21 protein-coding genes and 1 pseudogene are annotated in these 22567 nt (G+C 70.2%); 11 read left to right on the top strand and 11 right to left on the bottom strand.

Annotation, left to right across the window (positions count from 1 at the left end):
• The first annotated feature begins 62 nt into the window (after positions 1-62).
• A complete protein-coding gene (locus tag ACZ3KP_RS09590; RefSeq protein WP_467497823.1) occupies positions 63-2468 on the top strand; it encodes a transglycosylase domain-containing protein in 2406 nt (801 codons plus the stop codon).
• Between the two features lie 50 nt (positions 2469-2518).
• On the opposite strand, the gene ACZ3KP_RS09585 is transcribed toward ACZ3KP_RS09590, so the two are convergent.
• The 4 genes from ACZ3KP_RS09585 to ACZ3KP_RS09570 all read right to left on the bottom strand — a co-directional run bounded on the left by ACZ3KP_RS09585 (position 2519) and on the right by ACZ3KP_RS09570 (position 8857).
• Complete coding sequence (locus tag ACZ3KP_RS09585) at positions 2519-4597, bottom strand: SpoIIE family protein phosphatase (RefSeq protein ID WP_467497821.1); 2079 nt, start codon at positions 4595-4597, stop codon at positions 2519-2521.
• Between the two features lie 318 nt (positions 4598-4915).
• A complete protein-coding gene (gene fomD / locus ACZ3KP_RS09580) occupies positions 4916-5629 on the bottom strand; it encodes a cytidylyl-2-hydroxypropylphosphonate hydrolase (RefSeq protein ID WP_467497819.1) in 714 nt (237 codons plus the stop codon).
• 84 nt (positions 5630-5713) lie between these two features.
• Positions 5714-7099 (bottom strand): class II fumarate hydratase, encoded by a 1386-nt coding sequence (locus ACZ3KP_RS09575; RefSeq protein WP_467497817.1) that lies wholly within the window; start codon positions 7097-7099, stop codon positions 5714-5716.
• 87 nt (positions 7100-7186) lie between these two features.
• Entirely contained in the window at positions 7187-8857 is a 1671-nt protein-coding gene (locus ACZ3KP_RS09570) for a fumarate hydratase (protein ID WP_360566435.1), read from the bottom strand.
• Positions 8858-9025: 168 nt separating this feature from the next.
• On the opposite strand from ACZ3KP_RS09570, the gene ACZ3KP_RS09565 reads away from it, so the two are divergent.
• Together ACZ3KP_RS09565 and ACZ3KP_RS09560 are read left to right on the top strand one after the other, a co-directional pair.
• Positions 9026-9727 carry a DUF1707 SHOCT-like domain-containing protein gene (locus tag ACZ3KP_RS09565; protein WP_467497814.1) on the top strand — a complete coding sequence of 234 codons (702 nt, stop codon included), beginning with the start codon at positions 9026-9028 and terminating at the stop codon, positions 9725-9727.
• Positions 9728-9880: 153 nt separating this feature from the next.
• Positions 9881-10264 carry a WhiB family transcriptional regulator gene (locus ACZ3KP_RS09560; protein WP_132891182.1) on the top strand — a complete coding sequence of 128 codons (384 nt, stop codon included), beginning with the start codon at positions 9881-9883 and terminating at the stop codon, positions 10262-10264.
• A gap of 139 nt (positions 10265-10403) precedes the next feature.
• Here ACZ3KP_RS09560 and glpX read toward each other — a convergent pair whose 3' ends face one another.
• Complete coding sequence (gene glpX, locus ACZ3KP_RS09555; protein WP_467497812.1) at positions 10404-11441, bottom strand: class II fructose-bisphosphatase; 1038 nt, start codon at positions 11439-11441, stop codon at positions 10404-10406.
• A gap of 125 nt (positions 11442-11566) precedes the next feature.
• On the opposite strand from glpX, the gene ACZ3KP_RS09550 reads away from it, so the two are divergent.
• Complete coding sequence (locus ACZ3KP_RS09550; protein ID WP_467497810.1) at positions 11567-12091, top strand: DUF4245 domain-containing protein; 525 nt, start codon at positions 11567-11569, stop codon at positions 12089-12091.
• 73 nt (positions 12092-12164) lie between these two features.
• On the opposite strand, the gene ACZ3KP_RS09545 is transcribed toward ACZ3KP_RS09550, so the two are convergent.
• The 3 genes from ACZ3KP_RS09545 to xseA form a co-directional block, all read right to left on the bottom strand.
• Positions 12165-12755: a malonic semialdehyde reductase gene (locus ACZ3KP_RS09545; protein ID WP_467497808.1), complete on the bottom strand. Its 591-nt coding sequence runs from the start codon at positions 12753-12755 to the stop codon at positions 12165-12167.
• A 161-nt stretch (positions 12756-12916) separates the two neighbouring features.
• Positions 12917-13156, bottom strand: coding sequence for an exodeoxyribonuclease VII small subunit (locus ACZ3KP_RS09540; protein ID WP_467497806.1), 240 nt, complete (start codon positions 13154-13156; stop codon positions 12917-12919).
• A 26-nt stretch (positions 13157-13182) separates the two neighbouring features.
• Positions 13183-14391: an exodeoxyribonuclease VII large subunit gene (gene xseA / locus ACZ3KP_RS09535; RefSeq protein WP_467497804.1), complete on the bottom strand. Its 1209-nt coding sequence runs from the start codon at positions 14389-14391 to the stop codon at positions 13183-13185.
• A 120-nt stretch (positions 14392-14511) separates the two neighbouring features.
• Here xseA and ACZ3KP_RS09530 point away from each other — a divergent pair, with 120 nt between their 5' ends.
• Positions 14512-15525, top strand: coding sequence for a 4-hydroxy-3-methylbut-2-enyl diphosphate reductase (locus ACZ3KP_RS09530; protein WP_467497802.1), 1014 nt, complete (start codon positions 14512-14514; stop codon positions 15523-15525).
• 75 nt (positions 15526-15600) lie between these two features.
• Positions 15601-16350 (top strand): polyphosphate--glucose phosphotransferase, encoded by a 750-nt coding sequence (gene ppgK, locus ACZ3KP_RS09525; RefSeq protein ID WP_358978459.1) that lies wholly within the window; start codon positions 15601-15603, stop codon positions 16348-16350.
• 81 nt (positions 16351-16431) lie between these two features.
• On the opposite strand, the gene ACZ3KP_RS09520 is transcribed toward ppgK, so the two are convergent.
• On the bottom strand, positions 16432-16752 hold the full coding sequence (locus ACZ3KP_RS09520; protein WP_467497800.1) for a DUF6542 domain-containing protein: 321 nt from the start codon (positions 16750-16752) through the stop codon (positions 16432-16434).
• 416 nt (positions 16753-17168) lie between these two features.
• Between ACZ3KP_RS09520 and ychF the strand changes: the two genes are divergently transcribed.
• Complete coding sequence (gene ychF / locus ACZ3KP_RS09515; RefSeq protein ID WP_132891173.1) at positions 17169-18257, top strand: redox-regulated ATPase YchF; 1089 nt, start codon at positions 17169-17171, stop codon at positions 18255-18257.
• Positions 18258-18498: 241 nt separating this feature from the next.
• On the opposite strand, the gene ACZ3KP_RS09510 is transcribed toward ychF, so the two are convergent.
• Positions 18499-18951, bottom strand: coding sequence for a helix-turn-helix transcriptional regulator (locus ACZ3KP_RS09510; protein WP_467498083.1), 453 nt, complete (start codon positions 18949-18951; stop codon positions 18499-18501).
• Between ACZ3KP_RS09510 and ACZ3KP_RS09505 the strand changes: the two are divergent.
• Both ACZ3KP_RS09505 and ACZ3KP_RS09500 read left to right on the top strand, forming a co-directional pair.
• Positions 18922-19296 (top strand): annotated as a pseudogene (locus ACZ3KP_RS09505) (NUDIX domain-containing protein); the annotation flags it as partial. The gene ACZ3KP_RS09510 and the pseudogene ACZ3KP_RS09505 overlap by 30 nt on opposite strands.
• A 113-nt stretch (positions 19297-19409) precedes the next feature.
• Positions 19410-19895, top strand: a complete 486-nt coding sequence (locus ACZ3KP_RS09500; protein ID WP_467497797.1) for a MarR family winged helix-turn-helix transcriptional regulator — start codon at positions 19410-19412, stop codon at positions 19893-19895.
• Positions 19896-20270: 375 nt separating this feature from the next.
• Here ACZ3KP_RS09500 and ACZ3KP_RS09495 read toward each other — a convergent pair whose 3' ends face one another.
• A complete protein-coding gene (locus ACZ3KP_RS09495) occupies positions 20271-20921 on the bottom strand; it encodes an FMN-dependent NADH-azoreductase (RefSeq protein WP_467497795.1) in 651 nt (216 codons plus the stop codon).
• 145 nt (positions 20922-21066) lie between these two features.
• Here ACZ3KP_RS09495 and ACZ3KP_RS09490 point away from each other — a divergent pair, with 145 nt between their 5' ends.
• Together ACZ3KP_RS09490 and ACZ3KP_RS09485 are read left to right on the top strand one after the other, a co-directional pair.
• Positions 21067-21735, top strand: a complete 669-nt coding sequence (locus ACZ3KP_RS09490) for a nitroreductase (protein WP_467497793.1) — start codon at positions 21067-21069, stop codon at positions 21733-21735.
• Positions 21736-21833: 98 nt separating this feature from the next.
• The gene (locus ACZ3KP_RS09485) at positions 21834-22562 is read left to right on the top strand and encodes an SDR family oxidoreductase (protein WP_467497791.1); all 729 of its coding nucleotides are present in this window, start codon (positions 21834-21836) and stop codon (positions 22560-22562) included.
• The last annotated feature ends 5 nt before the right edge of the window (positions 22563-22567 follow it).

The following is a 22567-nucleotide window of genomic DNA, read 5'->3' as shown; positions in this document are numbered from 1 at the left end:
AGTGCTTGTGCGACAGCCGCACACACGTGTGACAGCCGAGACGAAGCGGAGCAGACGGACTCATGGGACGAGCGGAAGAGAGAAAAGCGCGGCAGCGGGGTGGCCGCCGTGCCGCGCCCCGGAACCGCCCGTCCCCGCCACCCGAGTCCGAGACGCCGGCGGCGGGCGGCACCGCCGCCGCCGCCGCGGCCCCTTCCGTGGCCGAGGGTGCCACCCGCGCGGAGCGCCGCAAGGCCGCCGCCAAGACCAGGCCGGGCAACGGCGGCAAGCCCGCCAAGGGCCGGATACGCCGGCTGTTCACCTGGAAGAAGATGCTCGGCACGTTCCTGGGCGTCTGTCTGCTGGGCATCGGCACCTTCATCGCGCTGTACGTGATGGTCAGCGTCCCCGCGGGCAACGCCCTCGCGCAGACCCAGAGCAACGTCTACAAATACAGCGACGGCACGGTCCTCGCCCGCAAGGGCACCGTCAACCGCGAGATCGTGGACCTGTCGAAGGTCCCGAAGGACGTCCAGCACACCTTCGTCGCGGCCGAGAACAAGACCTTCTACAGCGACAACGGCATCAACCTGCGGGGCATGGCCCGCGGCCTCTACAACACCGCGATGGGCCGCGGCACCCAGGGCGGTTCGACGATCACCCAGCAGTACGTCAAGAACTACTACCTCGACCAGGACCAGACCATCACGCGCAAGCTGAAGGAACTGGTCATCACGCTGAAGGTGGACCGCGAGAAGTCCAAGGACTACATCCTCGCCGGTTACATCAACACCAGCTACTACGGCCGCGGCGCCTACGGCATCCAGGCCGCCGCCCAGGCCTACTACCACGTCGACGCCAAGGACCTCAACGTCCAGCAGGGCGCCTACCTCGCCGCGCTGCTCCAGGCGCCGAGCCAGTACGACTGGGCGGTGGCGAGCAAGGCAGGCAGGGAGCTGGTGCAGCAGCGCTGGAACTACGTCCTGAACAACATGGTCGGGCAGGGCTGGCTGGACAAGTCCAAGCGGGACGCCATGAAGTTCCCGATCCCCAAGCCACCGAAGGCCGCCTCCGGCCTCGAGGGCCAGAAGGGCTACCTGATCGAACTGGCCAACACCCAGCTGGAGAACCAGCTGATGAAGCAACAGAACATCAGCCGGTCCGATGCGGAGGCCCTCGTCGTCGACCAGGGCTGGACCATCACCCTGAACATCGACCCGAAGAAGCAGGCCAAGCTGGAGGCGGCCGTCAAGAGCCAGCTCACCAGCAAGCTCGACGGAAAGAAGCGCAAGGTCGACAAGAACGTCCAGGCCGGCGCCGTCTCCGTCGACCCCAGGACGGGCAAGATCCTCGCCCTGTACGGCGGCACGAGCTACTACGACCACTACACCGACAACGCCACCCGCGCCGACTACCAGCCCGCGTCCACCTTCAAGCCGATCATCCTCGCCGCCGCCCTGGAAGAGCAGGCGAAGACGCAGGACGGCAAGGACATCAACGCGAACACCATCTACGACGGCACCAGCGGCCGTCCGGTCAAGGGCAGCGACATCGCCTTCTCGCCGCCGAACGAGGACAAGACCGACTACGGCGACATCACCGTGCAGACGGCGATGAACAAGTCCGTCAACTCGGTGTTCGCGCAGATGGGTGTGGACGTCGGCATGAAGAACGTCATGCGGACCGCCGACCAGCTGGGCCTCGACACCACGGGCCTGCAGGCGGTGCCCGCCATGACCCTCGGCAGCATGGGCGCGAGCCCGCTGGAGATGGCCGGGGTGTACGCCACCTTCGACAACCACGGCAAAAAGGTCACCCCGACGGTCATCGCGTCGGCGGAGAAGACCGGCCGCAAGGTCGACATCCCGGACCCGATCGGCGAGCAGGTCATCAGCCGCGCCGCCGCCGACCAGGTGACCTCGGTGCTGACCGGCGTGGTCGACGACGGTACGGCGAAGGTGTCGGTGGCGCAGAACCCGCTGCGCAACGGCCAGCAGGTGGCGGGCAAGACGGGTACCTCCGACAACAACAAGTCGGCCTGGTTCACCGGTTACACGCCCGACCTGGTCACCTCGGTCGGCCTGTTCGGCGAGGACGCCAAGACCCACAACCAGGTCCCGCTGACCGGTGCCACCGGCCTCATCCCCGGCACCGGCCGTATCAACGGCGGCGGTTACCCGGCGCAGATCTGGGCGACGTACACCTTCGGCGTCACCAAGAAGCAGAAGTTCGAGCTGGAGACCGACCTGGGCGCGGCGGTCCAGCCCACCGTGACCCCGTCGAAGTCGGCGACCCCCTCGCAGACGCCTTCCCAGACGCCCAGCAAGACCCCGTCGAAGTCGGCGACCCCGTCCCAGACCCCGTCGCGGACCCCGTCCCAGACGCCGACGACCTCCCCGCCGCCCACGACGAACGAGCCGTCGCTCCCGGCGGAGACCCCGACGGACGGCGACACCAACAACCCGCTGGACCCGGTGAGCGGCCAGTAGCAACGCCGTAGGGGCAACTCCCAGGAGTGCTGGGGGTTGCCCCTACGGCGTCACCGGTTCAGCTCGAACCAGACGACCTTCCCGGTGCTGAGCCGCGTCGCTCCCCACCGTCTGGCCAGTCGGTTGACGAGGTACAGCCCGCGGCCGCCCTCGTCCGTCGCCCGGGCCTGCCGCAGCCGCGGCAACTGCGGCACGTCGTCGCCCACTTCGCAGCGCAGCACATCCGTCCGCAGCAGCCGCAAGGTCACCGGCCGTGAGGCGTACCGCACCGCGTTGGTGACCACCTCGCTGACCAGCAGCTCGACGGAGTCGGACAGCTCCTCCAGCCCCCAGCGGGACAGCGCCCGGCGCGCGAGCCGCCGGGCCCGGCCGGGCGCCGCGTCCTCGGGCTCCAGGTACCAGTACGCCACATCGCTCGGCGCGATCCCGTCGAACCGGGCGGCGAGCAGCGCGATGTCGTCGTCACGGTCACCCGGCCCCAGCATGTCGAGCACCTCGTCGCACAGGGCCTCCAGCGGCGGCGGATGATCCGGCCCCGTCAGCTGCGCGGTCGCGGCGAGCTTCTCCCGCAGCTGCTCTATCCCGGTCCACACGTCCCGCAGCCGGGACTCCACCAGGCCGTCGGTGTACAGCAGCAGCGTCGCCCCGGCGGGCGCGTCCAGCTCCACCGCCTCGAAGTCGACCCCGCCCACCCCGATCGGCGCCCCCGGCGGCACCCGCAGCACCTCGGCCCGGCCACCCAGGTGCAGCAGCACCGGCGGCGGATGCCCGGCGTTGGCGATGGTGATGCGGTGCGACACCGGGTCGTAGACGGCGTACAGGCAGGTCGCCATGCGGTCGCTGCCGAGCCGCTGGGCCTGCTCGTCGAGGTGGTGCAGGACCTCCTGCGGAGGCAGGTCCAGGCCCGCCAGGGTCTGCGCGGTGGTCCGCAGCTGGCCCATGATGGCCGCCGAGGTCATGGAGTGGCCCATCACGTCGCCGACGACCAGGGCGACCCGGCTGCCGGGCAGCGGGATCGCGTCGTACCAGTCACCGCCCACCCGCGCGGTCTCGGCCGCCGGCAGGTAGCGGGACGCCAGCCGTACCCCGGTCGCGCTCGGCAGGTGCTCGGGCAGCATGGTCCGCTGCAACTCGTCGGCGATGTAGGCCTCCCGGCCGTACAGCACCGCCTTGTCGATGCCGAGCGCGGTGTGCGTGGCGAGCTGGGCGGCGACCAGCAGATCGTCCGCCTCGAACGCGAGCCGCTCCGGACGGCGCAGGAACAGGGCCGCGCCGATCACCCGGCGGCGGCCGCGCAGCGGGGCCAGGATCGCGCGCTGGGCGCCGGGGACGAGTGACTCGTTGCCCTCGCCGAGGAGTTCGGGCAGGGCGGAGCGCGCCGCGGGGGAGTCCGCGAAAACCGGCCGCACGCCCCGTAGCACCTCGTTCAGGGCACCGCCCGGCCGTACCTCGCACAGCTCGGCGGTGAGCTCGGCCAGCCCGACGTCGGCGGGATCCGGCTCCGGCACGGGCAGTTGCGGGAAACCGCCCTCGGTGTCCCGTTCCTCCGGGATCCGGTCGGTACGGCGCAGCCGCAGCACCACCGCGCCGGTGGGCCGTTCGTCGCCGACCGGCAGCGGGTCGCGCAGATAGACCAGGATCGCGTCCGAGAAGGTCGGCACCGTCGCCCGGCACAACCCCATCACGATCTCGTCGAGGTCGATGCCCCGGGCGATGCGGCGGGTCGCGGCGCCCACGAAACGCAGCCGGTCGCCGTCCCGCCGCATCGGCATCGGCCGACCGGGCGGCAGCCCGCGTCCGCTGCGACGCTCCTGGGGGCCCGCGGCCCGCTCCTGCTCCGCGCCCGGCTGGGGCGGGATGCCCTCGGTGGGGCGCGGCCGGTGCGGATCGGGCTCAGCGCTGGTGGGCTGGGCGTGCTCGGGGCCGTTGACGGAGTGCTCCTTGGACGTGCTGGTACCGGGGCCGGAGGGCGTCTCGCCCGGGCGTGCCTGCGCGGATAACGCGGTGCTGCCGAGCGGATGGGGCTGTGCCTGCGCCTGGGACTGCGGGGCACGCAGGAGCGCCCCGCGGGCCTGAGCGGGGTCGGCGCCCGGCTGCGGGCGCTCGTAGGAGGTGGGGTGCTCCGTCACGCGTGTCGAATCCGTCCGTCCGGGGCTGCGCGCCGGGCGCGCAGGTGGTCCCGCCGAAAGTCCGATACCCGGATTAGCTGCCCCAGGAACGGATTTCCGGCGTGGCTGGAGACCGTTGCCGTGCCACCGGCGAACGGTCCCGGGCCGGCGCGCCGTTCGCCCGTGCTGCCCTCGTACCCCTCGCTCACGTCCTGCCGCCCCTCGGTGACGTTCGGTCAAGCCCGGAAGATCGCCCGGGAGTTGCGCACGACGCGTGTCCTCGACGCGCCCTTGCGGAGGACGATCCTACGGTTGTGGACCGGGGGCGCATCAAGGGTCTCATGAGGACACGTGCGCGGCCGTGCGGTCCCAGTCCTTCGGCAGCGACGGAACCGCCCAGGCCGGGTCCGGCCGCCAGTGCTGCCAGCCGTCCGAGAACGGCGCCTGCCAGGCCCGTACCGCCTCCACCGCGGACAGGCCCGCGGCCCGCGCCGCCGCGGCCTTCGCCGCGTCCATCAGCCCGTCCTGCTGGGCCTGCGCGAACTCGTCCTCGTCGAGCCACTCCCACCTGCGGTCGGGGTGCACCGCGATGTCCAGGAAGTAGTCCTCCGAGTCCACCCCGCCGTCCCAACGGGCCAGCGGCTGCTCAAGGTTGACGTACCAGTTCTTGAAGTGCCAGCCCGGCTCCCAGAACAGCCACACCGACCAGGGCTCACCGGGCCTGGCCAGCTTCAGCACCCCGGTGCCCAGCCAGCGGCCGTGCCCCACGGTCCGCGGCTTGGTGTACCGCGACTCCAGCGGCTCCTCGCGCACCGAGGAGCCGTCGGTGAACACGGGCCTGACGCACTCGGTGCCGGGCGCCAGCCACACGGCCAGCAGCTCCGCGTCGTCCCGTACGACGGTGACGGGGCGCGCGATGTGGAAGCCGTTCCCGGCGTTCTCCCGGTACCGCCACAGGATTTGACTCCCCGGCGTCCAGAAACCGCTCCCGTTCCCGGTCGCGCCACCCGTTTCCCCGCGCCTCACGCGTCTCACCGCTCCACCGTCTGCCATGCACAGATATTAGGTGCCACAGGCATACGACGCTGCGGTGGACGTCACGGTTCTCCCCGGGCGGCGCGAAACGTTCGCACCCGGTTACGGGTGTGTCATCCGCAGGACATCCAGCGCCTCGTCCAACTGCTCGACGGTCAGCTCGCCCTTCTCGACGTACCCGCCCTCCAGCACCACCTGACGGATCGTCTTGCGCTCCGCCAGCGACTTCTTGGCGACCTTTGCCGCCTCCTCGTACCCGATGTACCTGTTGAGCGGCGTCACCACGGACGGCGACGACTCGGCGTACTCCCGCGCCCGCTCCCGGTTCGCGGTGATGCCGTCCACCGTCCGGTCGGCCAGCAGCCGCGCCACGTTGGCGAGCAGCCGCACCGACTCCAGCACGTTCTTCGCGATGACCGGAAGCATCACGTTGAGCTCGAAGTTGCCGGCCGCACCGGCGAACGCGATGGTCTGGTCGTTCCCGATGACCTGGGCCGACACCATCAACACGGCTTCGGGGACGACCGGGTTGACCTTTCCCGGCATGATCGAGGACCCCGGCTGGAGATCGGGCAGCGCGATCTCCGCGAGTCCGGTGCGCGGCCCGGAGGCCATCCACCGCAGATCGTTGGCGATCTTCGTCAGGCCGACCGCGACGGTCCGCAGCTGCCCGCTGGTCTCGACGATCCCGTCCCGCGCGCCCTGCGCCTCGAAGTGGTCGCGGGCCTCGGTGAACGGCAGCCCGGTCACCCGGGCGACCTCCTCCATCACGGCGGCGGAGAACCCGGGCGGGGTGTTGATCCCGGTGCCGACCGCGGTCCCGCCGAGCGGCAGTTCCGCGAGCCGGGGCAGTGAGGCACGCAGCCGCTCGACGCCGTACCGCACCTGCGCGGCGTACCCGCCGAACTCCTGCCCGAGCGTCACCGGTGTGGCGTCCATCAGGTGCGTACGCCCGGACTTCACGACCTCGGCGAACTCCTCGGACTTCCGGCCCAGGGAGTCGGCGAGGTGTTCGAGAGCAGGGATCAGGTCCCGGGTGACGGCGGCGGTGGCGGCGATGTGGATCGACGACGGGAAGACGTCGTTGGAGGACTGCGAGGCGTTGACGTGGTCGTTGGGGTGGACGTCCCGGCCGAGCCGCTCGCTCGCCAGCGTGGCGATGACCTCGTTGGCGTTCATGTTGGACGAGGTGCCCGAGCCCGTCTGGAAGACGTCGACGGGGAACTGCTCGTCCCAGTCCCCGCGGGCGACCTCCGCGGCCGCCTCCTGGATCGCCTCGGCCACGTCCTCGTCGAGCACCCCGAGCCGCGCGTTCACCTTCGCCGCGGCGCCCTTGACGCGGGCGAGCGCCTCGATGTGGGCGCGCTCGATCCGTTGGCCGGAGATCGGGAAGTTCTCGACGGCGCGCTGCGTCTGGGCCCGCCACTTGGCTTCGGCGGGCACCCGGACCTCGCCCATGGAGTCGTGCTCGATGCGGTAGTCGCTCATACCCGTATAGCGATCGGGCCCGCGGGGATGTTCCGGACCGCCGCCACCCGCCCCCGTACGGACCAGGGGCGGGCGCGGAGCGCGGGATCAGCCCAGACCCGGGCCCCGCACGGGGATCGTCGTGAACGTCGGGGCGGGAGCCGGATCCTGGAAGAAGTCGTTGCCCTTGTCGTCGACGACGATGAACGCCGGGAAGTCCTCGACCTCGATCTTCCAGACCGCCTCCATGCCGAGTTCCTCGTACTCGACGACCTCGACCTTCTTGATGCAGTCCTGGGCGAGCCGGGCGGCCGGGCCGCCGATTGAGCCCAGGTAGAAGCCGCCGTGCTCGGCGCAGGCGTCGGTGACCTGCTTGCTGCGGTTGCCCTTGGCCAGCATCACCTTGGAGCCGCCCGCCGCCTGGAACTGCTCGACGTAGGAGTCCATGCGGCCGGCCGTGGTCGGGCCGAAGGAACCGGACGCGTAGCCCTCGGGGGTCTTGGCCGGACCGGCGTAGTACACCGGGTGGTCCTTCAGGTACTGCGGCATCTCCTCGCCCGCGTCCAGCCGCTCCTTGATCTTGGCGTGCGCGATGTCCCGGGCGACGACCAGCGGGCCGGTGAGCGAGAGCCGGGTCTTGACCGGGTACTTGGTCAGCTCGGCGAGGATCGTGTCCATCGGCTGGTTCAGGTCGATCTTCACGACGTCCGACGACTCGTCCAGGTGCTCGTCGGTCGTCTCCGGCAGGAACCGCGCCGGGTCGGTCTCCAGCTGCTCCAGGAAGACGCCCTCGGCGGTGATCTTCGCGACGGCCTGGCGGTCCGCGGAGCAGGACACGGCGATGGCGACCGGGCAGGACGCGCCGTGCCGGGGCAGCCGCACCACGCGCACGTCGTGGCAGAAGTACTTGCCGCCGAACTGCGCGCCGATGCCGATCTTCTGCGTCAGCTCGAAGACCTTCTGCTCCAGGTCCTTGTCCCGGAAGCCGTGGCCCAGCTCCGAGCCCTCGGCCGGGATCTCGTCCAGGTAGTGCGCGGAGGCGTACTTCGCGGTCTTCAGCGCGAACTCGGCGGACGTGCCGCCGACGACGATCGCCAGGTGGTACGGCGGGCAGGCGGCCGTGCCCAGCGAACGGATCTTCTCCTCCAGGAACTTCATCATGGAGGCCTCGTTCAGGACGGCCTTGGTCTCCTGGTACAGGAACGACTTGTTGGCCGAGCCGCCGCCCTTGGCCATGAAGAGGAACTTGTAGGCGCCGCCGTCGGTGGCGTACAGCTCGATCTGGGCCGGCAGGTTGGAACCGGTGTTCTTCTCCTCCCACATGGTGAGCGGAGCCATCTGGGAGTAGCGCAGGTTGAGGTTGAGGTACGCGTCGTAGATGCCGCGGCTCAGGGCCGCCTCGTCGCCGCCCTCGGTGAGCACGTTCTGGCCGCGCTTGCCCATCACGATCGCCGTGCCGGTGTCCTGGCACATGGGCAGCACGCCGGCCGCCGCGATGTTCGCGTTCTTCAGCAGGTCGAGCGCGACGAACTTGTCGTTGGCCGACGCCTCCGGGTCGTCGATGATCCGGCGCAGCTGGGCGAGGTGGGCGGGGCGCAGGTAGTGCTGGATGTCGTGGATCGCCTCCGCGGCGAGCTTGCGCAGCGCCTCCGGCTCCACCTTGAGGAACGTCCGTCCGTCCGGTCCCTCGACGGTGGACACGCCCTCGGAGGTCACCAGCCGGTACGGCGTGGTGTCCTCGCCCTGGGGGAGCAGATCGGTGTACGCGAACTCAGGCATCTCAGCCCATTCCTCACTCTGACGGACGGCCGCCCGTCGGCGTCGACGGGCGCTGTCCAGCGTAGAACCTGCCGCCGACACGGAACCTGTGAGGTAGGGCTCAGTTCGACACGCCCGGCCGACTCCGACCCCTAGTCGCGATCTATCGCGTTTCGGTACGCTGCTGTCGTGGACCTTCAGAAGCAGACCGTTCAGGGGCACGCCGGAGCGCCGGCCGCCGAGCTGCGCGCCTCGGACGCCGACCGTGACCGCATCGCCGACATCCTGCGGGAGGCGCTCGCCGAGGGGCGCCTGACCGCCGACGAGCACGCCGAGCGCGTGGAGGGGGTGCTGAACGCCAAGACGGTGGGGGAGCTGGAGGTCTTCATACGGGATCTGCCCGCGGCCCACGCCCGTCCGGCCGCCCCCGGCCACCCGTCGGCGCCGCCGCGTCCGGCGCCCGGCGCGATCCCCGTCGAGGCGGACAGCAACGTGGTGGCCGTCTTCAGCAGCGCCCGCCGCCGCGGCCGCTGGCGGCCCGGCCGCCGGCTGCACGCGTACGCGGTGTTCGGCTCCGTCGAGATCGACCTCACGGAGGCGATCTTCGAGTACCAGCAGGTCGTCATCAAGGCGTTCTCGGTCTTCGGCGACGTGCAGATCCGGGTCCCGGAGAACGTGTCGCTGCGCGGCACCGGCGGGGGTGTGCTGGGCAACTTCGAGGCGGACACGCTGGATTCGGGCGACCCGGACGCGCCGGTCGTCTACGTCGACGGGTGGGCCGTCCTCGGGAACGTGGAGGCGCGGCCGAAGCGCGGGAAGTTCGTCGAGGACATCCTGGACCGGGTGCACGCCAAGGTCGACCGGAAGTTGCGCAAACACCTGGACCGTTGACGGTCGCGAATCGGTGCCGGTCCGGCGGCCCCCGGGGTCGTGAACGGGCCGCCGAGCCAGGGCTGTTGAGGACGCTGTGCATAGGCCCGCGCACAGCGGGTAGGCCTTGCTGCATCGTCTCTCGCTCGCGAAGCCGTCGTCAGGAGTAGACCCGTGCTGCAACCGCCGCATTCGTCCCTGCAGGTAGCTGCCGTTCCGGCCCAGCGGGTGCCAGTGCGGGACAGGGACCAAGACGCACCCTGGCACACCGAGGCGGTGTGCCGGCGCGACGAGGCAGGCCTGTTCTTCGCCCCCTCCAAGGAACCCACCGCCGCCCGGCTGTCCCGGGAGGAGGCGGCCAAGCGGGTCTGCGCCCGCTGTCCCGTCATGGTGGAGTGCCGCGAACACGCCCTGCTCCAGCCGGAGCCCTACGGCGTCTGGGGCGGCCTCACGGCGGCGGAACGCCGGGTGGTGCTGGCGAGGCGCAGGCGACGCGACGCGGAACTGAAGAAGGCGGCACGAGCGACGGCGGCGAACCGCATAGCCCAGGCAGGCTGACAAAAGGCGCCCTCTCCGCACAGAGGGCGCCTTTTCGATGCCGTAGGGGGCAGCGCCCCACAGGGGCGCGGGGCGCTGCGCGACGAGCCACGACGCGCCCGCACTCGCCGGCGCATCCCAGCCCCCACCCCCGAAGGCGCTACTTCGCCCTGTCGAAATCGATCGTGCTGTACGCCCGCAGCTTGCGCAGCCGGTGCTCGGAGTCGATCCGCCGCACCGTCCCCGACTTGGACCGCATCACGATCGACTCGGTCAGCGCGGTCTCCGACCGGTACCGCACGCCCCGCAGCAGCTCGCCGTCCGTGATGCCGGTGGCGACGAAGAACACGTTCTCCCCGGTCACCAGGTCCTCGGTGGTCAGCACCCGGTCCAGGTCGTGCCCGGCGTCGATCGCCCGCTGCCGCTCCTCGTCGTCCTTGGGCCACAGCTTGCCCTGGATCGTCCCGCCCAGGCACTTCACCGCGCAGGCCGAGATGATGCCCTCGGGCGTGCCGCCGATCCCGAGCAGCATGTCCACGCCCGTGCCCTCGCGCAGCGCGTAGATCGACCCGGCGACGTCACCGTCGGAGATCAGCTTGATGCGCGCGCCGGCCTCCCGGATCTCCTTGATGATCCCTTCGTGCCGCGGCCGGTCCAGGATGACCACGGTCACGCCCTCCGGCGAGGACCGCTTCGCCTTGGCGACCCGGCGGATGTTGACGGAGATGGGCGCGTTGATGTCGACGAAGTCCGCCGCTTCCGGGCCCGTGACCAGTTTGTCCATGTAGAACACGGCGGACGGGTCGAACATGGCCCCGCGTTCGGCGGCGGCCAGCACCGAGATCGCGTTGGGCATGCCCTTCGCGGTCAGCGTCGTCCCGTCGATCGGGTCGACGGCGATGTCGACCTCGGGCCCGGTGCCGTCACCGACGTGCTCCCCGTTGAAGAGCATCGGGGCCTCGTCCTTCTCGCCCTCGCCGATGACGACCACGCCGTTCATCGACACGGTGGAGACGAGGGTGCGCATCGCGCGGACCGCGGCGCCGTCGGCGCCGTTCTTGTCGCCGCGGCCCACCCAGCGCCCCGCCGCCATCGCGGCGGCCTCGGTGACCCGGACGAGCTCCAGGGCGAGGTTGCGGTCGGGGGCCTCGGAGGGTACATCGAGCTCGGACGGCAGGTGATGATGATTCTCGGTCATCGGAGCGCACCTTTCTGATACGACGACGGCCGGATGAGGGTTCCCGTCGACTCTATCGCCAGGCTGACAAAATGAGCAGGGGACCCCACGGATGAGCGCAAGGGGTACCTGCGACCATAGAGGGCGTGGCAGGCACGAACGGCAAGCAGAAGACGGTCCGGGACATGATTCTCTCCCTGGCCCTGATCGGCCTCGCGGCGGGTTTCATCTATCTTCTCGTCCCGCACGACGATCACGCTCCCGACCTTCCGAGGGTGGACTACCGGGTGGAGCTGCTGACGGCGCGTCGCGCCGCGAGCTACCCGGTCGCCGCACCCGAGGGTCTGCCCAGCGGCTGGAAGGCCACGTCGGTGCGGTTCCAGGGCGCGGAGGGCGACCGCTGGCACCTCGGGTACCAGACCCCCGACGGTCAGTACGTCCAGATCGAGCAGTCCACTCAGAAGCCGGCGGACTTCATCGCCGACGCGAGCCAGGGCGCGACGGCCACGAAGACGGCCGAGAGGATCGGCGACCGCACCTGGACGCACTACACGGGCGGCCGCTACGACGCCCTGGTGCTCGACGGCACCCGCGGTTCGACCACGGTGGTGGCCGGTACGGCGTCCTTCGCCCAGCTGACGAAGATGGCCGCGGCGCTGAAGACCTCCTGAGGCGGCTCCGCACGCCCGTGCACGGAAGAGGCCCCCGGCGACGCCGGGGGCCTCTTCCGTGCACGGGGGCTGCTCAGACGGTCGTGACGACGTCGTCGTAGGCCAGGCGCGGGCCGCGCGGGAACCAGGCGTCCGGGCCCGGCTTGCCGATGTTGACGACCATCAGCGGGGTGTGGTCGTCGTCCAGGAACTCCTTCTGGACGGCCGCGAGGTCCAGGCCGGTCATCGGGCCGGCGGCGAGGCCGGCGGCGCGGACGCCGATGATGAAGTACGCGGCCTGGAGGGCGGCGTTCAGGGTGGCGTTCTTCTCGCGGTTCTCCCGGCTGCCGGCGAACATGTCCTTGGCCTGCGGGAAGTGCGGGAAGAGGTGCGGCAGCTCCTCGTGGAACTCGTTGTCCGCGGCGAGGATCGCGACCAGCGGGGCGGCGGCGGTCTTCTTCTGGTTGCCCTCGGACATGTGCCGCACCAGGCGCTCACGGGCCTCGGGCGAGCGGACCAGGACGACGCGCAGCGGCGACTGGTTCATGGAGGTCGGGCCGAACTTGACCAGGTCGTAGATCGCCTGGACCTGCTCGTCGGTCACCGGCTCGTCGGTGAAGGTGTTGGCGGTGCGGGCCTCACGGAACAGCAGGTCCTGGGCGGCGGGGTCGAGAACGAGAGACATGGTGAACTTCCCGAGGGAGTCGGCACGGAATCCGGACCGTGGTCCGGATAGCTTGTCGGTGCGACCCTAGCGAAGGAAGGTTCAAGCTTCAACAAAAGAGGGATCGTGGTGAGCCGCCTCACAGCCTCACAGCCTCGCCGTCTCCTCCCCCTCGTTCCCCCTCAGCCCTCCTCGCTCTTCCCCTCCGCTTCCGCTTCCTCCTCCTCGGCCAGCGCCGCGTCCAGCCGGGCCCGCGCCCCCTCCAGCCACCGCCTGCACACCTTGGCCAGCTCCTCGCCCCGCTCCCAGAGCGCGAGCGACTCCTCCAGGCTCGTCCCGCCGGCCTCCAGCCGCCGGACGACGTCGATCAGCTCGTCCCGCGCCTGCTCGTAGGAGAGCGCCTCTTCGGTCCTGCCGCTCATGCACGTGCCTTTCTCGTCAACCTGTACTAGCCCTCGACCCGCACCGTGAAGTCGCCCTCCGCGACCCGCGCCCGCAGCACCTCACCCGGCTCGACCTCCCCGCCGTCGCGCACCACGTGCCCGTCGCCCTTCTGCAGCACGGCGTAACCGCGCTTCAGGGTGGCGGCGGGGGAGAGGGCCACCACGCGCGCGTGCGTGTGCGTCAGCTCCGAGTCGGCGCGGTCCAGCAGGTGCCGCAGGGTGCGCCGCGAGCGATCGACCAGCCCGGCCACGTGATCGGCCCGCTCGTCGAGCATCCGGTGCGGATCCTCCATGGCAGGCCGCGCCAGCGCCTGGGCCAGCCCCCGCTCCTCCCGCGCCACCACCCCGTCGACGCACCGCCGGGCCCGGTCCCGCAGCATCCGCACCCGCTCCAGCTCCTCACCCACGTCCGGTACGACCTTCTTGGCCGCGTCGGTGGGCGTCGAGGCGCGCAGGTCGGCGACGTAGTCGAGCAGCGGGGTGTCGGGCTCGTGGCCGATGGCGGACACCACGGGCGTACGGCACTCGGCCACCGCCCGCACCAACTGCTCGTCGGAGAACGGCAGCAGATCCTCCACGCTGCCGCCCCCGCGCGCGACGACGATCACATCCACCGCCTCGATCGCGTCCAGCTCCTTCACGGCCTGTACGACCTGCGGCACGGCGTGCACGCCCTGCACCGGCACGTTGCGCACCTCGAAGCGCACCGCCGGCCACCGGTGCCGGGCGTTCTCCAGCACGTCCCGCTCGGCGGCCGAGGCCCGCCCGCACACCAGCCCGATCAACTGCGGCAGGAACGGCAACGGCTTCTTCCGCTCGGCGGCGAACAGGCCCTCCGCGGCCAGCGCCTTCTTGAGCATCTCCAGCCGCGCCAGCAACTCCCCGACGCCGACCGGCCTTATCTCGGCCGCCCGCAGCGACAGCTGCCCGCGCGGCGCGTACCACTCCGGCTTCGCGTGCACGACGACCCGGGCGCCCTCCCCGACGACATCGGCGACGGCGTCGAACACCTGCCGGAAACAGGTGACGCCGATCGAGATGTCGTACGACGGATCGCGCAGCGTCAGGAACACCACCCCGGCGCCGGGCCGCCGCGACAGCTGGGTGATCTGCCCCTCGACCCACACCGCGCCGAGCCGGTCGATCCATCCGCCGATGAGCCGGGAGATCTCACCGACGGGCACGGGTGTCTCGGCGGACGTGTTCAAAGCCATGCGGCGAGCGTAACGGCGCCCACCGACAGGACCGCCCCGCCGCCGTGCCGCGAACCGGTCCGCTCTCTCCTCAGGACCGTCACCCGGACCCGATCAACGCCCCCCGGACGCGGCCTTACGATGGGTGCCATGACTGCTTCGTCTGGCCGCCGTGTCCTGCTCGCCGCCCCCCGTGGCTACTGCGCGGGCGTGGACCGCGCCGTGATCGCCGTCGAGAGGGCCCTGGAGCAGTACGGGGCCCCGGTCTACGTCCGGCACGAGATCGTCCACAACAAGTACGTCGTGCAGACCCTGGAGAAGAAGGGCGCGATCTTCGTCGAGCGGACCGAGGAGGTCCCGCCGGGCAACATCGTGATGTTCTCCGCGCACGGCGTCGCGCCCGTCGTCCACGAGGAGGCCGAGCGCGGCCGGCTCGCCACCATCGACGCCACCTGCCCGCTGGTCACCAAGGTCCACAAGGAAGCCGTCCGGTTCGCGAACGAGGACTACGACATCCTGCTGATCGGCCACGAGGGCCACGAGGAGGTCATCGGCACCTCCGGCGAGGCCCCCGACCACATCCAGCTGGTCGACGGCCCCGCCGACGTCGCCAAGGTCGAGGTCCGCGACGAGTCCAAGGTCGTCTGGCTGTCCCAGACCACGTTGAGCGTGGACGAGACGATGGAGACCGTCGACGCCCTGAAGGAGAAGTTCCCGCAGCTCATCTCGCCGCCGAGCGACGACATCTGCTACGCCACGCAGAACCGTCAGCTCGCCGTGAAGCAGATGGGCGCCGAGGCCGAACTCGTCATCGTGGTCGGCTCCCGCAACTCCTCCAACTCCAAGCGGCTGGTCGAGGTCGCCAAGCTGGCCGGCTCGCGCGAGGCGTACCTGGTCGACTTCGCCGGCGAGATCGACGAGGCCTGGCTGGAGGGCGTCACCACGGTCGGCGTCACCTCCGGCGCCTCCGTCCCGGAGGTCCTGGTCGAGCAGGTCCTGGAGTGGCTCGCCGAGCGCGGCTACGGCGACGTCGAGATCGTCAAGGCGGCCGAGGAGTCCATCACCTTCTCGCTGCCCAAGGAACTCCGCCGTGACCTGCGCGAAGAGGCGGCCGCCCTGGTCGCCGAGCGCGGCGGCGCCGGCGCCGGGGCCTGAGAGCAGGTCGTACGACGGTGTGACCGCGGGCCGTCCGGCGTCGTGACTGTCCGTCGTACCACGTAACGTGGAGCCATGCAGATCTTCGGCGTGGACATCGGTGGTTCAGGGATCAAGGGCGCTCCCGTGGACCTGGCAAAGGGCGACCTGGCGCAGGAACGCTGCAAGGTGCTCACCCCGCATCCGGCGACGCCCGACGGCGTCGCCGACGGCGTCAGGCAGGTCGTCGACCACTTCGGGTGGACCGGCCCGGTCGGTCTCACCTTCCCGGGCGTGATCACGGACGGCACCCACATCCGCACGGCGGCCAACGTCGACAAGAGCTGGATCGACACCGACGCGCGCACGCTGTTCAGCGAGCGGCTCGGCGGCCTCCCGGTGACCGTGGTCAACGACGCGGACGCGGCGGGCGTGGCCGAGATGGAGTTCGGCGCCGGCCGCGGCCGCAAGGGTGTCGTCCTCCTGCTGACCTTCGGCACCGGCATCGGCAGCGCCCTGTTCGTCGACGGCGAGCTGGTCCCCAACACGGAGCTCGGCCACCTGGAGCTGGACGGGCACGACGCCGAGAAGAAGGCCTCCAGCAAGGCCAAGGAGGACCACGACCTCAGCTGGGAGCAGTGGGGGCACCGGGTCACCAGGTACCTCGCGCACGTCGAGATGCTGTTCTCGCCGGAGCTGTTCATCATCGGCGGCGGGGTCAGCCGCAAGGCCGACAAGTTCCTGCCCTTCGTCAAGGGCGTCAAGGCCGAGATCGTGCCGGCGCAGCTGCAGAACAACGCGGGGATCGTGGGCGCGGCGATGCGCGCGGCGAAACACGCGAAGTAGCCCCCGGCCGACCGCCTCGCCCCGGGGCCGTCCTGCTCCCGGCTGTCCTGCTCCCGTCCCGGCCTTCCCCCAAGGCTCGCCTCAGGGCCTGCGTCGGCGGCGGAGCAGCCGGGCCCGGCGGACGAGGACGATCAGCCCGGTGACCAGGGTTCCGCCGTAGAGCCAGCCGGCCTGTGTGGACAGGGCCGTCACCAGACCCATCAGACCGTCCAGGAACCCGCTGCCGTCCGCGACGGCCAGCAGCCCGACGGCGAACGCGATCGGGGCGACCACGGGGGCGGTCAGCAGATCGCTCGGGCGCACCCACAGCGCGGTCAGTGCGGAGACCGGCAGGAACAGCACGCCGTACACGGTCAGGGACGCCCCGAGGAGCAGGTCGTCCAGGAAGCCGAGCAGGAGCATCGTCGCCCCGCAGAACAGGGCACAGCCGAGGCTCGTGAGCCGTGGCGCGTGTGGACCCGGTCCCGGCCCGGACGCCGCGACGGGCGCCGTACGGGACCTTCCCGTCCCCGGCCGGCGCTCGGCCGTCCCCGGTCGCCGTCTTGCCTGCGGCGGCAGCGGTGTGCGGGGGGCGCCACGGCGCGGGCCTTGCTGTCGGGGTCGGGTCCTGTGATGCTCCACCGGACCAACTTAGGTCGGTTAATGTGCCCATTCGGGGACCAGACACGCCGAGACCAGGCCGAAGAGCAGAGCGTGTCCACGTGTTCGACGCGGCCGCGGGCGGGGGGCCCCGAACCCCGTAAACTGGTGGATCGGCCGGCCCGCCGGCACCGGCAGCCCCCCGGCTCACTCACCCACTCACTACGGGAAGTCGCAACGTGTCGCTCACGATCGGAATCGTCGGCCTGCCGAATGTCGGCAAGTCGACCCTGTTCAACGCCCTGACCAAGAACGACGTGCTGGCGGCCAACTACCCGTTCGCCACGATCGAACCCAACGTGGGTGTGGTCGGCGTCCCCGACGCCCGGCTGGCCAAGCTGGCGGAGATCTTCGCCTCGCAGCGGATCCTCCCCGCCACGGTCGACTTCGTCGACATCGCGGGCATCGTGCGGGGCGCCTCCGAGGGTGAGGGCCTGGGCAACAAGTTCCTCGCGAACATCCGTGAGTCCGACGCGATCTGCCAGGTCATCCGTGCCTTCAAGGACGAGAACGTCGTGCACGTCGACGGCAAGGTCTCGCCGAAGGACGACATCGAGACGATCAACACCGAGCTGATCCTCGCCGACCTCCAGACGATCGAGAAGGTCCTGCCGCGCCTCCAGAAGGAGTCGCGCATCAAGAAGGACGTGGCCCCCAAGGTCAAGGCCGTCGAGGAGGCCAAGGAGATCCTGGAGAAGGGCGACACGCTCTTCGGCCACGGCATCGTGCAGGGCTCGGAGCGCGCCGAGCTCCTCCACGACCTGCACCTGCTCACCACCAAGCCGTTCCTCTACGTCTTCAACGTCGACGAGGACGAACTGCTCGACGAGGACTTCAAGACCGAGCAGCGAGCCCTGGTCGCCCCCGCGGAGGCGATCTTCCTCAACGCCAAGCTGGAGGCGGACCTCGCGGAGCTCGACGAGGAGGACGCCCTGGAGCTGCTGGAGTCGGTGGGCGCCGAGGAACCCGGCCTCGCCACCCTCGCCCGCGTCGGCTTCACCACCCTCGGCCTGCAGACCTACCTCACGGCCGGCCCCAAGGAATCCCGCGCCTGGACCATCAAGAAGGGCGCGACGGCCCCCGAGGCGGCCGGTGTCATCCACACCGACTTCCAGAAGGGCTTCATCAAGGCCGAGGTCATCTCCTTCGAGGACCTGGTCGAAGCCGGCTCGGTCGCCGAGGCCCGCGCCAAGGGCAAGGCCCGCATGGAGGGCAAGGACTACGTGATGCAGGACGGGGACGTGGTGGAGTTCCGCTTCAACGTCTAAGCGATCACCAGAAGGCCGTCTGACCTGCGGCGGAGTGGATTGGGCGGCCTAGCGGTCCGCAGGGAGTCCGCAGGACTGCCGACTCCGGCCAACGCGACCGGCGTCGTTACGCCGCTTCGGCGATCGGGATGTCACCCTGGGCCGCGTCGTTGTCGGCGCCGTAGGCGCGGTCCACGGCGGCGCGGGTCCGCTCCTCGGAGTCGGGCCAGAGGTGTAATGGCGACGTCGGGTATTGGAACTGTCAGTGGTAACCGCCGCGCTCGACGTACTCGGTGAGCGCGCGGGCGTCGCGTTCCTCGCCCATCAGGCGGAGGAGCTGCTCGTGGATGCCCTTCGAGCTGCCGGGATGGCTCTCGATGTAGTCGGAGGCGGCAACGACGGCGCGGAGGAGGCGATCCTCCACGTCGCGGACCTCGTAGAACGCCTCGACCGCCTCCTGGACGATCCGCCGCCCTTCGAGGTCGACGCCTTCCAGCGGGGGTGACATCAGCTCGTCCAGGGGTAGCTCGAAGACCCGGGAGAAGCCCAGGGCCTCATCGAGCGTGATCTTGCGCCGAGGATTGCCGTTCTCGATACGCCAGACCGCCGTCTGGTTCATCGGGACACCCGCCTTGGTCATGCGGGCCGCCAGCTCAGTGGTACTCCACCCTCTGACCTCCCGCGCCAGCGCAGCCAGAACGCCAAGTTCGCCCAAGGAATGTGGGACCTGCCCGTCGGCAAGAACGAGCCCGGTGAGCCGATCACTGAAACCGCGGTGCGCGAGCTGTACGAGGAGACCGGCCTGACCGTGAAGCCGGAGTTCCTGAAGGTCGCCCACATCATTCACGGTGCCTGGGGCGTCGAAGCGCCCAACGGCTTCCGCACTGTGGTTTTCGCCGCTCATGAGTGGACCGGCGAACCCGCGAACCGTGAACCACGCAGGCATGCTCAGGTCTGCTGGGTCGATGCCGACGCCATCCCAGAGGAGTTCGTGGACACCACCGCCGGCGCTCTCCACCGGTACCTTGCCGACGGCCCCGTCGTTTCGCTGGACGGCTGGGCATGGCCATACCTTTTCGAGTGTGGATGTCGCACTCCGATACCAATGGGGCCGCAGCGGTCAAAGCTATTTAGTATCATCCGATACCGTATCGAATGAAGTAGTCTGGCCCCATGGCTGCTGACGTCCCTCACCGCACCACCGCCTCGCATGCGACCGACCGCCCCGGGGACACGTCGCCTTTCGCTCTCGGCCTGCTGCTGCGCCGGGCGCACTGGCGCGCGGCCGCGGTGATGGGGGAGGCGCTTCGGCCGCTTGGCATCGAGTTGCGGCATTTCGCGGTGTTGATCGAGCTGGTCAATCACGGGCCCACGGTGCAGCGGGATCTGGTGGCGGCGACGGGGTCGGACAAGGCGGGAATCATGCGGGTTGTGGACGACCTGGAGCGGAAGGGTCTGGCCGTACGCAAGGCTGTTCCGGGGGACCGGCGGGTGCGGGCCGTGGAGATCACTCCTCGGGGGCTGGAGCTCTTCGACGCGGTTCATGTGGCGGCGGAGCCGCTCGCTGAGCGTCTGGTTGCCGAACTGGGGCCCGGCGAGCCCGAGAAGCTGACGGAACTGCTGACCCGGCTTGCTCATCCGGCAGACGGCGAGGCGTAAGCGCGCGGGCGCACCGGTTGCCGGCCGCGTCGGCACGCTAGGTCTGATGCGGCTTCCGCGGCGAAACCGGCCTTGACGGCTGGAGCCGTCGTCGCGAGCCTGCCCCCGGCGGCGGCGGCGATCGGTCGGGGCTTCGTCGCCGACGGGGCGCCGAGTCGTCCGCGCTGGCGCCACCCGCGTACGTGGTCGGCGGTGTGCTCTTCACCTTCGCCGAGCATCATCGTCGTCTCGATGCGCGCCCTGCCGACAGGCTGAACCCCGGCCGCCCTCAGGGCCGGGTTGCCTGCCCTCGGGTGCCGGGCGCCACGGGCACCGTCGGAGAAGACGCCGTGTGACCTCGTGGGCGGAGTGTCACACGGCCTCCACGGTCTGGGGTTACGCGGCGAGGCGCTCCGCGAGTGCCTTGGCCTTGGCGGTCGCGTCCTCGAAGGCGCGGTTGCGGGACGCCTCGTAGAGGGGGACCAGGTCTGACATGGCCGGGTTGCGGGGGGCCATGGTGAGTTCCGGGACGATGAAGTCGAGGTCCAGGCCGAGGGTGTTTCTGAGGACGGCCTCCAGGTAGTTCTGTACGAACTCGTAGCCCTCGCGCGGGGTGCCCGGAGCGTAGGAGCCGCCGCGGCTGGCGACGGCGATGGCCGGGGTGCCCTGGACGGAGGGCGTCTCGCCCGCGGTGCGGCCGAGCAGAAGCACGCTGTCCAGCCACGCCTTGAGGGTCGAGGGGATCGAGAAGTTGTACATGGGGGCGCCGATCAGTACGGCGTCCGCCTGCTCCAGTTCCTCGATGAGCTTCACGCGTGCGGCGAACGCGGCGGACTGCTCCGGGGTGCGCTCGGACGGGGCGGCGTAACCGGCGGACCAGGCGGCGGCGGTGATGTGCGGGACGGGGTTGGCGGCGAGGTCGCGGTAGATCACCGTGCCTTCCGGGTGCTGCTCCTCCCAGGTCTTGCGGAAAGCGGCCGTGACCGAACGGGACGAGGACGCCTCGCCCGGGAACACGGACGAGTCGATGTGCAGCAGCGTTTTCATGGACGTTCTCCAAGGTGCAGTGCCCGAGGCGGGACCGAGGGCCGGGGATTCACGCATCGAGATAGTTGCACTCGATACGGTATTGAGTGATACCATCTTGAGTGTAACGAAGATAGACCCGTCGAGCAGATGGAGGCGGCCGGTCATGGACGTCTATGAGGCGGTGACGAGTCGACGGGCGGTGCGCGCGTTCACCGGCCGACCCGTGTCCAGGGAGACGCTGGAGCGGGTGCTGTCCGCCGCGGCCTGGGCGCCGTCCGGATCGAACATCCAGCCGTGGCGCACCTATGTGCTGACCGGTGCACCGCTGGCCGAACTCAAGAAGCGTGCCGGTGAGCGCCTGGCCTCGGGTGACCCCTGGGACGCGCCGGAGTACGAGATGTATCCGGCCGAACTGAAGTCTCCGTACCGCGAGCGCCGATCCGCCTTCGGCGAGCAGCGCTACGGCGCGCTCGGCATCGCGCGTGATGACCTGGAGGCGCGCCAGCGGGCCGCCGCGGCGAACTGGGACTGCTTCGGCGCACCCGCCGCCCTGTTCTGCTACATCGACAAGGACATGGGTTCGCCGCAGTGGGCCGATGTCGGCATGTATCTGCAGACCGTCATGCTGCTGCTGCGCGCCGAGGGGCTGCACAGCTGCACGCAGATGGCCTGGGCGAAGTACCACAAGACCGTCGTGGAGGTCCTGTCACCCCCGGACGGACTCATCCTCTTCTGCGGCATGTCGATCGGGTTCGAAGACGTCGCAGCGGGTGACGCCCGTATAGGCCGGGCGCCGCTTGGCGAGACGGTCACGTTCGTCGACGGTCTCTGACGCCGCCCGTCCTCGGTCGGTCGGCGGCCGTTTCGTGCCGCACCCACATAACGGTTCATATGCCATATTGCGCATGTAATCCAGATGAAAGGCATGTCATGAAGATCGCAGTCATCGGCGGTACCGGACTGATCGGGGCGCAGGTCGTCAAGAACCTGAACGCCGCCGGACACGAGGCGGTACCGCACTCGAAGTCCACCGGAGTCGACATCATCAGCGGTCAGGGCCTGGACGAGGCGATGGCAGGAGCCGACGTCGTCGTCAACCTGACGAACTCCCCGACCTTCGACGATGCCTCCCTGGCCTTCTTCCAGACCTCGATGGACAACCTCCTGGCCGCGGCCCACAAGGGCGGCGTCGGCCACTTCGTCATCCTCTCGATCGTCGGCGTGGAACAGGTACCGGAGCTGGACTACTACCGGGCCAAGGCGCTCCAGGAGAAGATCCTCGCGGCCGGGCCGATCCCCTACTCGATCGTCCGAGCCACGCAGTTCATGGAGTTCATGGACGCCGCCATGTCCTGGACCGCCGACGCCGACACCGTCCGGCTGCCCGCCACGCCCATCCAGCCCATCGCCTCCAAGGACGTAGCCGCCGCGGTCGCGGAGGTCGCCGCCGGCGCCCCGCTGAACGGCATCCGCAACATCGCCGGCCCCGAGATCCTCACCCTGGACGAACTGGGCCGGATCACCCTGACCCACAAGGGCGACAACCGTACCGTCGTCACCGACCCCACCGCCGGCATGTTCGCCGTCGTCAAGGGCGACGTCCTGACCGACAAGAACGCCCACCTCGCTGCCACCCGCTACACCGACTGGCTCTCCTGACATCC

The organism is Streptomyces sp. NPDC020958 (assembly GCF_055562175.1).
The sequence above is the reverse complement of the archived record's forward strand: the minus strand, read 5'-3'. Positions and strand labels throughout refer to the sequence as shown.